This is a genomic window from Tahibacter amnicola (genome assembly GCF_025398735.1).
Lineage (GTDB): Bacteria > Pseudomonadota > Gammaproteobacteria > Xanthomonadales > Rhodanobacteraceae > Tahibacter > Tahibacter amnicola.
In genome coordinates this window covers 999,209-1,011,556 of record NZ_CP104694.1, presented here as the reverse complement: position 1 = coordinate 1,011,556, position 12,348 = coordinate 999,209, and the positions used below count along the sequence as shown (strand labels likewise).

13 protein-coding genes are annotated in these 12,348 nt (G+C 67.4%); 3 read left to right on the top strand and 10 right to left on the bottom strand.

Annotated elements, in window-relative coordinates; translation table 11 throughout:
* Nucleotides 1-26 precede the first annotated feature (26 nt).
* Nucleotides 27-818, bottom strand: a complete 792-nt coding sequence (gene speD / locus N4264_RS04195; protein ID WP_261695825.1) for an adenosylmethionine decarboxylase — start codon at nt 816-818, stop codon at nt 27-29.
* A gap of 288 nt (nt 819-1,106) precedes the next feature.
* Between speD and crp the strand changes: the two genes are divergently transcribed.
* Nucleotides 1,107-1,811, top strand: a complete 705-nt coding sequence (gene crp / locus N4264_RS04190) for a cAMP-activated global transcriptional regulator CRP (protein WP_425508308.1) — start codon at nt 1,107-1,109, stop codon at nt 1,809-1,811.
* 56 nt (nt 1,812-1,867) lie between these two features.
* On the opposite strand, the gene N4264_RS04185 is transcribed toward crp, so the two are convergent.
* From N4264_RS04185 to pdsR, 6 genes are all read right to left on the bottom strand, one after another.
* The gene (locus tag N4264_RS04185; RefSeq protein WP_261695824.1) at nt 1,868-2,563 is read right to left on the bottom strand and encodes an HAD-IB family phosphatase; all 696 of its coding nucleotides are present in this window, start codon (nt 2,561-2,563) and stop codon (nt 1,868-1,870) included.
* Nucleotides 2,556-3,347: an indole-3-glycerol phosphate synthase TrpC gene (gene trpC, locus N4264_RS04180; protein ID WP_261695823.1), complete on the bottom strand. Its 792-nt coding sequence runs from the start codon at nt 3,345-3,347 to the stop codon at nt 2,556-2,558. Before trpC ends, N4264_RS04185 begins: the two co-directional genes overlap by 8 nt.
* A gap of 43 nt (nt 3,348-3,390) precedes the next feature.
* Nucleotides 3,391-4,422, bottom strand: coding sequence for an anthranilate phosphoribosyltransferase (gene trpD, locus N4264_RS04175; RefSeq protein ID WP_261695822.1), 1,032 nt, complete (start codon nt 4,420-4,422; stop codon nt 3,391-3,393).
* 190 nt (nt 4,423-4,612) lie between these two features.
* Nucleotides 4,613-6,823 carry a tetratricopeptide repeat protein gene (locus N4264_RS04170; RefSeq protein ID WP_261695821.1) on the bottom strand — a complete coding sequence of 737 codons (2,211 nt, stop codon included), beginning with the start codon at nt 6,821-6,823 and terminating at the stop codon, nt 4,613-4,615.
* Nucleotides 6,824-6,969: 146 nt separating this feature from the next.
* Entirely contained in the window at nt 6,970-9,012 is a 2,043-nt protein-coding gene (locus N4264_RS04165; protein ID WP_261695820.1) for an ATP-binding protein, read from the bottom strand.
* Between the two features lie 56 nt (nt 9,013-9,068).
* The gene (gene pdsR, locus N4264_RS04160) at nt 9,069-9,758 is read right to left on the bottom strand and encodes a proteobacterial dedicated sortase system response regulator (RefSeq protein ID WP_261695819.1); all 690 of its coding nucleotides are present in this window, start codon (nt 9,756-9,758) and stop codon (nt 9,069-9,071) included.
* 184 nt (nt 9,759-9,942) lie between these two features.
* On the opposite strand from pdsR, the gene N4264_RS04155 reads away from it, so the two are divergent.
* Nucleotides 9,943-10,065 (top strand): hypothetical protein, encoded by a 123-nt coding sequence (locus tag N4264_RS04155; RefSeq protein WP_261695818.1) that lies wholly within the window; start codon nt 9,943-9,945, stop codon nt 10,063-10,065.
* Nucleotides 10,066-10,118: 53 nt separating this feature from the next.
* Entirely contained in the window at nt 10,119-10,337 is a 219-nt protein-coding gene (locus tag N4264_RS04150; protein ID WP_261695817.1) for a hypothetical protein, read from the top strand.
* Nucleotides 10,338-10,379: 42 nt separating this feature from the next.
* On the opposite strand, the gene rpe is transcribed toward N4264_RS04150, so the two are convergent.
* From rpe to N4264_RS04135, 3 genes are read right to left on the bottom strand one after another with little or no spacing between them, the layout of a single operon-like run.
* Nucleotides 10,380-11,069 (bottom strand): ribulose-phosphate 3-epimerase, encoded by a 690-nt coding sequence (rpe, locus tag N4264_RS04145; protein ID WP_261695816.1) that lies wholly within the window; start codon nt 11,067-11,069, stop codon nt 10,380-10,382.
* Nucleotides 11,070-11,104: 35 nt separating this feature from the next.
* Nucleotides 11,105-11,893 (bottom strand): co-chaperone DjlA, encoded by a 789-nt coding sequence (djlA, locus tag N4264_RS04140; RefSeq protein WP_261695815.1) that lies wholly within the window; start codon nt 11,891-11,893, stop codon nt 11,105-11,107.
* On the bottom strand, nt 11,890-12,198 hold the full coding sequence (locus tag N4264_RS04135) for a c-type cytochrome (RefSeq protein ID WP_261695814.1): 309 nt from the start codon (nt 12,196-12,198) through the stop codon (nt 11,890-11,892). The genes djlA and N4264_RS04135 overlap by 4 nt, the downstream gene beginning before the upstream one ends.
* Nucleotides 12,199-12,348 lie beyond the last annotated feature (150 nt).

The window sequence follows — 12,348 nt, the reverse complement described above, 5'->3', positions numbered from 1 at the left end:
CAACATTACCGGCTGAAGCGGCTTTTTCAGGCCAGGTTGCGGCCGTGGAACAGCTCTTCGATCTCCAGCTTCAGGCGCTGCTCGATGCGCAGGCGCTCCTTGAAGGACAGATCCGACGCATTGGCTTCGAACAGGTAGGTGTCCAGGTCGAACTCCTTCACGTGCATCTTGGTGTGGAAGATGTTCTCCTGGTACACGTTCACATCGAACATTTCGTACTTCTGGCGGATGCCCTTGGCCAGATAGTCCTGGATCGAATTGATCTTGTGGTCGATGTAGTGCTTCTTGCCCTTCACGTCGCGGGTGAAGCCGCGCACGCGGTAGTCCATCGTGACGATGTCCGACTCAAAGCTCTCGATCAGGTAATTGAGGGCCTTGAGTGGCGAAATCACGCCACAGGTCGCCACGTCGATGTCCGCGCGGAAGGTCGCGATGCCGTTGTGCGGATGCGTTTCCGGGTAGGTGTGGACGGTGATGTGACTCTTGTCCAGATGCGCCACCACGGCGTCGGAGATGACATCCTTTCCGGCGGCCTTCTTGTCGATGACCGGTTGCTCGGAAATGAGGATGGTCACCGACGCCCCCTGGGGATCGTAATCCTGGCGCGCGATGTTCAGGATGTTGGCGCCGATGATCTCGGCGACATCCGACAGGATCTGCGTGAGTCGATCGGCGTCGTATTGCTCGTCGATATACTCGATATAGCGGTCGCGCTGTTCAGGCGTCACCGCATAGCAAATGTCATAAATGTTGAAGCTCAATGCCTTGGTCAGGTTGTTGAAACCCTGTAGCTTCAGGCGCGGCAGCGGCTTGACCACGGCGGATTACCTCGCATAGGCCGGGGTGGGGGGAGGGGGCGCGGATTATGGACCATTCGGGTCAAGGATTACACCGTGCATCTCCATCGCCTCCTCATCCTGTGCCCCGATGGCATAAGATTAGGCCCATGCCGGGATCCAGAGGGGGTGAACGGCACCAGCGCAGGCCCCGGAATCCGTGATTCCACCGGGTAGCGCCGGACTTCGCAAGGCTTTTTGAGCCGACGTACGAACTACTCGCCGCGGCATTGACCGCGGACCATCCATGCACGCCAAGGGCTCCGGGGAATGCAGAAAGTCGCCGATTTTCGTTACAACCTGCAACAAGCTGTTAACAAGGTACAGGCGCCGCCGATGCTGGTGCCGGACCGGGCCGCCATGGAACGGTTCCTCGGCCAGTGCCATCGCCGCCGGTATCCGAGCAAGACAGCCATCATCCGGCCCGGCGACTCGGCCAACATCCTGTACTACATCATTGATGGCTCGCTGACTGTCCTCACCGAGGACGAAGAAGGCCGCGAGCTCATCCTGGCCTATATCAACCGCGGCGAGTTCATCGGCGAGATGGGCCTGTTCGTCGAGACCCCGCGACGCGAAGTCATGGTGCGGTCGCGCACGCCGGTGGAACTGGCCGAGATCAGCTACGAGCGGCTGTTCCAGCTGTTCGAGACCTCGCTGTCCTCCGAATGCCCGAAGATCCTCTTCGCGATCGGTTCGCAGCTGTCCAACCGCCTGCTGCACACCTCGCGCAAGGTCAGCCGCCTGGCTTTCATGGACGTGACCAGCCGCGTCGCCAAGACCCTGATCGACCTGACCGAGGAACCCGATGCGATGACGCATCCCAAGGGCAGCCAGATCCGCATCTCGCGCCAGGAAATCAGCCGCATCGTCGGCTGCTCGCGCGAAATGGTCGGCCGCGTGCTCAAGCAGCTGGAAGACCAGGGCATGATCACCGTGTCCGGCAAGACCATCGTGGTGCTCGGCACCCGCTGAGACCCATCCGCCCCTCCCCGGACCGCCACAGCCCGGCGGTCCGCGGCCCCGGCCGATCAGGCCCAGCGGCGGACTTCGAACCGATCCCCCAGCACTTCCCTCACGGCGTCAATGTCGCGCGCGTCCGGATTGACCAGGATCGCCTGCCGTGCCGCGGCCAGCATGGGCAGGTCAGCACGCGAATCGCTGTAGGCCACGTCCCATGCGCTGATGCCGAGCGTTGCCAGGCGTTTCAGCTTGGCCTTGCCGTAGTTGTGGAAGGTCGGGCGCAGGCCGAACGGCCCCATCACGAAATCCGACCCGAGCGCCTGTACGTGCCCGAGCCCGAGGCCGACCAGGATCGCCTCCAGGCACGGTTGCAATGACCCGCTGACCACCAGCACGCGATCACCGGCCGCCAGATGGGCTGTCACGCAGGCCACCGCCTCGTGCACGGCGACGCCGGGCGATTGCGCCATGGTCTGCCCGAACCGGGTGACGTCCTCGATGAACGCGGCGTGCCGCATCCCGATGGTGGCCGCGCGGACGAACACCCGCGCCACCCAGAACTTTCCCGCAATCGTCCGCAGCAGCAGGGGCAGCGCCGGCAGAACGGGCAGCAGCGGCAGCAGTCGCCATGGCTGCCGGCGCAGGCGGGTGCGCAGGTAGGTTTCGAAGCTGTCCTGGCGGATCAGCACGCCGTCGAAGTCGAACAGGACGATGCGCGGGTTGTCCGCCGACGGCCCGGACGGCGGCGGGGATCCTTCAGGCATCAAACAGCCGCCGCAGTTCGGCGCCGGGATCAACCGCGCGCATGAACGCCTCGCCGACAAGGAAGGCGTGGATGGCGTTGGCGCGCAGACGCTGCACGTCTGCGGGCGCGAGCACGCCGCTCTCGGTCACCAGAAGGCGGTCTGGCGGAACGCGATCGCGCAGCGAAAGGGTGGTGTCCAGCGACACCTCGAACGTCCGCAGGTTGCGGTTGTTGATGCCGATCAGCGGCGCGGAGATGGCCAGCGCGCGATCCAGCTCCTCCGCATCGTGCACCTCGACCAGCACGTCCATGCCCAGCTCCAGCGCCAGCATGGAAAGCTCCGCCAGCGCGGCGTCGCCCAAGGCGGCCACGATCAGCAGGATGCAGTCCGCCCCCAGGACGCGCGCTTCATACACCTGGTAGGCATCGATGGTGAAATCCTTGCGCAGTACCGGCAGCGCACAGGCGGCCCGGGCCTGCTGCAGGTAGGCGTCGGCGCCCTGGAAGAAGTCGACGTCGGTCAGCACGGACAGGCACGCCGCGCCGCCGGCTTCGTAGCTACGGGCAATCTCGGCGGGATGAAAATCCGGACGGATCACGCCCTTGCTCGGACTCGCTTTCTTGATCTCGGCGATCACCGCCGGAGCACCGGCGGCGATGCGCGATTCCAGCGCGTCGCGAAATCCCCGCGCGGGCGGCGCGTCGGCCGCGCGCGCCGACAGCTCGCGCAGCGATACCGCGCTGCTGCGCGCGGCGATTTCTTCGGCCTTGCGCCGCAGGATCTTGGTCAGGATATCGCTCATGGGTTACCTGGTCGTTCGTGCAAGTGGATGTGCGCGCAGCGCCCTACCCGGCCAGGCGCTGCGTGGCAGCGACGAACTGGTCGAGCTTGGCGCGGGCCTCGCCGGTGACAATCGCCTCGTTGGCGACGGCAATGCCTTCGGCGATCGAGGCGGCCAGGTTGGCCGCGTACAGGGCGGCACCGGCGTTGAGCAGGACGATGTCGCGTGCGACGCCCGGCTGGTTGTCGAGCACCTCCAGCACGCGGGTACGCGATTCGTTCGCGTCAGCGACCGCCAGCTGGCGCGAGGACGCCATAGCAAAGCCGAATTCCTCCGGCTCGATCTCGTACTCGCGCACGACGCCGTCCTTGAGCTCGCCCACCAGGGTGGCGCCGCCCAGGGAAATTTCGTCCAGGCCATCCTTGCCGTGCACCACCAGCGCATGCTGCGCGCCCAGTTCCTGCAGGACGCGGATCTGGATGCCGACGAGGTCCGCATGGAATACGCCCATCAGGATGTTCGGCGCATTCGCCGGATTCGTCAGCGGGCCGAGTATGTTGAACAAGGTTCGAACGCCCATCTCCTTGCGCACCGGCGCGACCACGCGCATGGCCGGATGATGGTTGGGGGCGAACATGAAGCCGATCCGCGTTTCCGCCAGACACTCGGCGACACGCTCGGCATCCAGGTCGATGCGGGCACCAAGCGCTTCGAGCACATCGGCACTGCCGGACTTGGACGACACGCTGCGATTGCCGTGCTTGGCGACATTCACGCCGGACGCCGCCACCACGAACATTGCCGCGGTCGAGATATTGAAGCTGTTGGCGCTGTCGCCGCCGGTACCGACAATATCCACAAAGTGCGGATAGGCCGGCGCGACCACCGGCGTGGCCATCTCGCGCATCACCCGCGCGGCGGCGGCGATCTCGCCGACGGTTTCCTTCTTCACGCGCAGGCCGGTGATGATGGCGGCTACCATCGTGGGCGATACGCTGCCGCTCATGATCTGGCGCATCAGATCCACCATCTCGTCGTGGAAGATCTCGCGGTGTTCAATCGTGCGCTGTAGCGCCTGTTGCGGGGTGATCGGCACGGCTCGCCTCCGACGGTATCGAATGGACGATGATAAGCCCTTGATGCGCAAAGGTCAGCTCAGGCAAATGCATAAGGCCACGCCGGCAATCCGGCTTGGTGGATGGGCCGTACCGGGCGGTGGCCAGAGGTATGTCAACCTGCCCGGTCGTCAGCGGAACCGGATTGCTATTTCATTCGTAGCAAACGGATCACGACAGCGCGCGGCGCCGCACGGCAGCCTGGACGGCATCGGCCAGGCTGCGCAGGCGTTCGCGTACGCCGGCATCGAGCCGGCACTCGGCCAGCACGTAGAACGCAGTGCGCAGCACTTCCCGCCAGCGCGGCTGGCGCGGCAGGCGTGCCAGCGTCAGATAGCGTTCCATCGCCCGCACGCGCAGCCGGCCGTCGTCGACCGTCACGCGCCAGACCCGGCTCTTCTCGGCCAGGTCGATGCGTGTCTTGCCCGTGGACTCCTCCCAGGCCGACACGGCACAGACCATCAGCTCGACCAGTTCACGCCGGAAACCATCGGCGCCGCTGTCGTCGAGGGCGTCGTCCGTGGTATCGCCGGCCGACGCAAACGGTTCCACGTCCGCCGCGATACGCAGCAGCGCCGTGTCCACCTGCAGCGCCACGCTGGCGACGCCCAGGGCCGATTCGGGATCGTCCGGCAGGGTGTCGTAAATCGTCGCGTCTTTCACAGCGGCGCCCTGCGGACCGGGCAGCCAGGTCACCACGGCCATGCCTTCCACCGCGTCCGCCGCTGCCAGGCGCACCCGGTGCATCACGGTACCGCCGCGCACCGTGAGGCTGACATCCGCCGGCCCTTCGCCCTCGTCGATACGGCCCAGGGCCTGTTCCAGCTGGCGGCGCGAGTCGGCATCGAGCAGATCCGCCAGGGTGCAGCCGATCACCGGGCCGGCCGGCGACAACAGCGCTGTCGCCGCCGTGTTCGCGGCAATGACCGCGCCGCCCGCATCCAGCGCCAGCAGCGCGGTGGCACCGCGATCGAGCAGCGACTGCACGCGACGCCGATCCAGTTCGAGTGCCGCCGCCGCCTCCCGGTAATGCGCCGCCTCGGCAGCCAGGACGGCTTCGCGCCGCGCCGCCGCAAGCCGCGACCGTTCGCGGTACCGGTACACGCCGAATGCCACCACGATAAATCCCAGCGCGGACAGGCTTGCCGTCAGCCACAGCTGCGCGGTGCGCTGGCGCAGACGCGATTCGCGCAGATGCGATTCCGCCGCCAGCGTGGCCAGCGCCCGCTCCTTTTCCGCCACTTCAAAACGGACGCGCAACTGCTCCAGGCGACGGTCGTGCTCGGCATCGCGGCGGGCGGCATCCGCGGCCTGGTAGGCCAGGGCCCGCGCATAGGCAGCCTGGTAGTCGCCGGCCGCCGCAGCGGCCTTTGCCTCCAGGGAAAGCAGGCTCGCCCGTTCCGGGGCATCGGGCGGTAACGCGGCCAGGGTGGCTGCCAGGCGCGCGGCGGCAGACGGGGCATCGCCCGTAGCCAGTGCCAGGCGTGCCTGTTCCTGCGCCAGGCCCGCGTTCACGCCAATGCCCAGCGTCACGGCCAGCCGTTCACTCGCCGCCAGCGACTCACGCGCGGCCGGCAGGTCGCCGGTGTCGAGCGCCAGTCGTGCCAGGGCGATACCCACCCGCAGTTCGTCCGCACGGGCCTGCTTCTGGCGGAACGTTCCCAGGGCGCGATCCAGGTGGCGTTTCGCCGCGGGATGATCCCCGGCGTCCATTGCGCTGGCAGCCAGGCCTTCCAGCGTATGGGCGATATCCAATGCGCGGCCGTGCGCCTCGTGGTCCGCGAGGGCTTCCTGATAGCGCGCGGCGGCCGAGGCCGGGTCGCCCAGGTCGCGGTAGAGATCGCCCAGATTGTTGAGCACGGGACCGAGCTGTTCGCTGCCCAGCTGGCGTTGCAGATCCAGGCTGGTCAGGTAGGCCTGCAGGGCTTCCCGGTAGCTGCCAAGGCGACGCAAGGCATTGCCTTCGTCATTCCAGGACTGGGCCTGGGCCTTGGTGTCACCGATCGCCACGGCCATCTCGCGCGCCTGGCGAAACTGCGCCAGTGCGTCGCCGACGGCGTCCTGGCGGTAAGCGAGGATGCCGCGCCGGCGGGCGACCCGATACGCCTGCATGCCCGCAGGCGGCTGCACGGCGCGCTCGGCCTGATCCAGCAACCGGCGGGCGGCGCCGAAGTCGCCCAGCGCCAGTTCCGCATCGACCTGGCGCAACAGCACTTCGTCGGCCGTGGACCGGTCGCCGGCCGCTACGGCCGCGGTGTAAGCCGCCTGGCAGGCCTGCACCGCCTGGGCCGGTTGCTGCTGGCGGTCACGGCAGGTCTGTGCCACATCCGGTGCGGCACCGGCGAGGGCGAATGCCGCCCAGAGCAGGGGCGCGGCCATCATGGCCATCTCCGTGTTGCCCGGCTCCGTACCAATCTCGATTGCCGCATTCCGCGACGTCTCCCGCGCGAGTCAATCGCGCCAGTGTGCCAGCGACCCACGGGACGGTGCATGCCGGCCGGCACGCGCTACCGTGCGCCGCGCACGGCTCAGCGCCGCGCCATCGGTGCCCGCGACGCCACCGATTCGCGCGGCATGCCGCTCAGATGCAGCACGAATTCGACGCCATCACCGCCCGGAAGGTTGTGTGCCGAGGCCTTGCCACCATGCCGCTCGGCCACCAGCCGCACGACGTACAGTCCCAGGCCCAGGTGCGGCACGTCGCCCCGCCCGGCGCCATCGCGCAGGCTGACCAGCGAATCGAACAGACGCCCGTGCATGGCCGCCGGCAGGAGTGGCCCCTGGTTGGCCACGCTCAGCACCATACCGGTGGCGTCCGGTTCGAGGCCGATGCGGATCCAGCCGTGCTCCGGCGTGAACGAGCGCGCGTTGTCGAACAGCTTGTCCAGGGCCTGGGCAATCAGTTCCGGCGCGCCGTGCATCGGCATCAGCTGGTCGGGGACGTTGATGATGATGTCGCGCGGCGCAGCCAGCGCGCGATAGGACTCCGCGCAGCCGCGCGCCACTTCGGAGAGGTCGAAATCCTCGGCATCGGCCGACGCGATCGCACGTTCCATGCGGCTGGCCTCGCTCATCGCCCGCACGATGGCGACCAGGCGATCAATACCGTCGCGCGCGCGGCCGACGTAGGCACGGGCTTCCGACGAGATCGGCTGGTGTTCGAGGTTGTCCAGCGAGGATTTGACGATCGCGAGCGGCGTATGGAGTTCGTGGGAAAGCTTGGAGGCCAGGGTGCGCAGGTAGTCGGTATAGGCGGCGATCGCGTCGAGCAGCTGCTGGAAGCTGCGGGCCAGGTCGCCCAGTTCGTCCTTGCTGTCGGTCAGCGGGACGCGGCCTTCCAGGCGTCCATCCGCTGCTGTCGCGCGCTCGGCGCCATCGCGCAGGCGTCGGATCCGCACCGACAGCCAGGTCGCGAACGCGAACAACACGCCAGCCGCCAACGCGAGCACGCCAAGGCTGACCAGCCCGAGCCGCTTGAGCGCCGCATCGGTCAGCAGTGGCAATGCCGTGTTGGTCTGTTCCAGCAGCACGGCACCACGGGTCTCGCGGTCGACGATCAGCGGAACGGCCGCAACCAGAACAACGTCACCGGGCGATGAACCGGCGCGCCAGGTGGCCGCCGGCACGCCCGACAGCGCCTGGAGCGATTCGGCCGCGTCCAGGCGGGCCTGGCTCTGCGCCAGCGCCGGGGTGCCCTGCAGCGCCGGTGCGATCAGCCAGCGGTAGGCCCAGCGCGCCAGCCAGGATGGCGCCTCGGTTTCGCCGCGCGGCTGCACCTGCGCCACTGCGCCGCTTTCGGCAACGAGCCAGCCATCGCCGCTGATCAGGCGCACGCGGGTGGATTCGGGAGCGAACTGTTCCAGTTCGCGGGCCAGCGACGTGGAGTAATGCAGCAAGGTCATCGGTTCGCTGCCCGCGATGGCGTCGGGTTCGCCGGTATCGACCAGCTTGAGCGACAGCGTATCCGGCGCCTGGCTGGTCGGCACGCGGAATTCGATCCGATAGCCGGCGGCGTCTTCCTGCCACTCACCGGTGATCGTCAGCGGCAATGGCCCGCCTTCCATGCCGCTGGGCAACGCTTCAAAAGGACCGGGCGCGGCGCTGGCCAGCCAATAGCGGCGCGTAAAGCCGGCGCGGGAGAACTCCAGTTCCAGCCGGTCGGCGCGGGCGGCCTGCGGATCATGCGCATCGGCACGCTGGCGGGTGCGGTCGCGCACCTCGACGAAGCCGTGCAGCCATTGCGCATCTTTGCCAAGTACCATTTTCACTTTCTGAGCATCGGTTGCCGGACCGAGCGCCTGGAAATACGGACGCACGGTGGACCAGTCGTCACCGTAACCGTCGATGGCAATCGGAACCGTCAGGTCATGCACGTACACCGCCGATCCCGGCGGCGGCAATGCCGCGTTGATCGCAACGAGGCTGCGCGACAGCGCCTTGCCCGAGGCGATCAGCGTCTGCTCCTGGCCCTGGCGCAGGAGCACTTCCATCTGCCGTACGAACTGCCAACCGGCCCAGGGCAAGGCCAGCATCGACAGGGCGACGAGCAGCAATTTCTGACGTAGAGACATGAGACCTGCACCGGCAGAGCGCACCGCAGCCGGCGCGGGAAACAGGCTGGGAACCGTTACGGCTTCCAGCGATAGCCGACGCCATGGACGGTTTCGATGCCGTCGAAGGCCGCGTCGATGGCGAGGAACTTCTTGCGGATGCGCTTGATGTGCGAGGTGATGGTGGCATCGTCGACCACCACCTGGGCCTCCCGCATGAGCTGGTCGCGGTTTTTCACGTGACCGGGGAAACGCACCATCGTGTGCACCATCCAGAACTCGGTCACCGTCAACGGCACCTCCTCGCCGTTCCAGGTGATGCGCATGCGTTCCTGCTCCAGCTTGAGCGGGCCATGCTCGATCACGCTCTCGGCATCGGCCGGCTTGCGCAGGGCGTCCATGCGGCGGAACAAGGCGTTGATGCGTGCGGCGAGCTGATGCAGCGAGACATCCTTGGTGAGGTAGTCGTCGGCGCCCAGGCGCAGGCCGGAGATGACGTCCAGGTCCGAGTCACGGGCAGTCAGGAACAGGATCGGCAGCGCCGCGGCGCGCGACCGCAGGCCGCGGCACAGGTCGAAGCCACCCTCGGGCTCATCGCCCAGGCCCACGTCGATGATCACCAGCTCCGGCAGCCGCATGGCAAATGCCGCCTCCGCCTCCGGACGCGAGGCATAGCCGCGTACCTCGTAGCCGAAACGGGTCAGCGCCTCGACGTAGTTCGCACGGATCAGTGGTTCGTCTTCGACAATGGCGATACTGCGGGGCATGGCGTCGCTACTCGGCGGCGGAGATTGGGGCGGACTTTATCGACGGGACTCCGCCCCCCGCAACGCCGGACGCGCACTTGCCCGTGAATTGCCAGATCTGGTCGGTACAAAGGCGCATCCCGGCAGCAGCGTGACCCGCTGTACCGGTTGGAATGGACCTGCCACCACACTGACGAGGACCCCAATGAGCAATGCGCCCCGCCCGGAACCGAATGCCGAACTCACAGCGGGTTTCGAACCGCTTCGGGTCCTTTTCGCGCTGGGGGCCTTGCTGTTGGGATTCGTGGTCGCGGCCCAGGGCTTCTGAGCCCGGGCCCGCGGTGGCAAACCCTCCTGCCCCAACCGCACCCGAGACCCTTCATGGACGCCTGCCTGCCGGCTGATTTCCGTATTGTTCCCTGTGATGAACCGATCGACTGCAGCGCTACCGGCGCATGTGGTCGCATCGCCGATGACGAGAGCGACTGGCTGGGCGGCGAAGCCCTCGTTTCGCCATTGCCGCTTAAGGAAATGCAGCGCCACGCGCGCCGCCGGCCGCGCACTCCGGTCGAAGACGACCCCACATGGAACGTCTTCTGACAAACACCGCCGTCGCAGCCCTCTGATGTGGCGACGACCGCCTCAGGCGGTCGTCGCAAGGGCACCGTCGATGGCCGCACGCATGTCGCGCACGACGGCCGCATAGTCGGGCTTGCCGAAGATCGCCGAACCGGCCACGAACGTATCCGCGCCGGCCGCTGCGATCTCGCCGATATTTTCCGGTTTTACACCACCGTCGATTTCCAGCCGGATCGCCCGTCCACTGCGATCGATGCGTTCGCGCACCTGGCGCAGCTTCTCCAGCGCCGACGGAATGAAGCTCTGCCCGCCAAAACCGGGATTGACCGACATGATGAGGATCAGGTCCAGCTGGTCGAGCACGTAGTCGAGGTAGTGGAGCGGCGTCGCCGGGTTGAACACCAGGCCCGGCTTGCACCCGCTGGCACGGATCAGCTGGATGGTGCGGTCGATGTGCTCGGACGCTTCCGGATGGAAGCTGATGTAGGTGGCGCCGGCCTTGGCGAAGTCCGGGATGATGCGGTCGACGGGCTTGACCATCAGGTGCACGTCGATCGGCGCTTTCACGCCGTGCTTGCGCAGGGCTTCGCACACCAGCGGGCCGATGGTCAGGTTCGGCACGTAGTGATTATCCATCACGTCGAAATGCACCCAGTCCGCGCCCGCGGCGATGACGGCATCCACCTCGGCGCCCAGGCGGGCGAAGTCGGCGGAAAGGATGGAAGGAGCGATGACGGCAGGCTGGCGGGACATAGGTAACTCACTGTGATGGGCCGGCGTCGTGCCGGTCAGACGAAGCCGCGCGCGGATTTTATCCGCTCGTAGGCCGTGTTGATCTCGCGCGCGCGCTCCTCGGCGCGGCGGCGCAGGGCGTCGGGTACGTCGCCCAGTTTGTCCGGATGATGCTGGCTGATCAGCTTGCGGTAGGCACGCTTGATGGCGCGGTTGTCCGCATCGGCGGCGATGCCCAGCACCGTGTAGGGATCCGGGCTGTCGACCGGCGGCGGTGGACGCGCGTGGTTGCCAGATCCCGCACCGGCATGGCCCTGGCCCGCCTGCCAGCGCCGTCCGCGCATGGCGGCGAGCGAGGCCAGCTCGCGGTCGTCGATGCCCAGCGCCTGGGTCAGCGCGCGCAGCACGGCCATGCGCGCCGCAGCCGTGCCACCCTCGGCGTAGACCACGTCCAGCAGCACGTCGATCAGGATGTAGGCGTGGTCGCGACGGCCGCCACACCAGGTCTTCAGGTCCGCAATCGCGACATGGATGGCAAAGCCGGACTGCTTGCCCGCATTGAACCGCGCGATGGCTTCGCGTCGCTGGGCCGGATCCAGGCAAAGCCGGCGCATGAGGTGTTCGGTGGCGTCGATTTCCGCCTGCGACACGGCACCGTCCGCCTTGGCCATGGCGCCGATCAGGCCAAACAGGGGATCGAGGAAATTGATGTGCCGCGCGGTCTTGAACGGCCGCAGGAATTGCCCGATCAGATGGCCGGCGATCAATCCGAGAATGAGCCCAGGCACCCCGCGGATCGACAGCAGGCCCAGCACGGCACCGACCAGCGGCCCGATCCAGATCATGGACGCGGCGGCCGCGCGGCATACCAGGCCGCCAGGGCATCCAGTTCGGACGGCGTCAATGCACCGACTGCGGCACGCATCACGGCGACGTCGCGCTGGCCGCTGCGGTACGCGGCCAGGGCGGTCTTGAGGTATTCCAGGTCCTGCCCGGCCAGGTGAGGCGTACCGGACTGGGTCGAACGACCGTCCTCGCCATGGCAGGACGCGCACAGGCCCAGGCGTGCCGGCCGGGGAACCTCGTCGGCCTGGGCCGTCGCGGCGCAGGTACCAAACACCGCAAGAGCCACCAGGAAAATCGGTCGCATGGGAAGACAGGAGGCGGAAACAGCGGCCGATTCTAGCAGCGGACGCATCGGCCCGGCCGCCCGCATGCACGCGCAGGTACGGCGCGACGCCGTGGGCGCTCCCGGATCGACCCGCTAGAATAGGCGGCTGTGCAGTCTGCCCACGCGGTG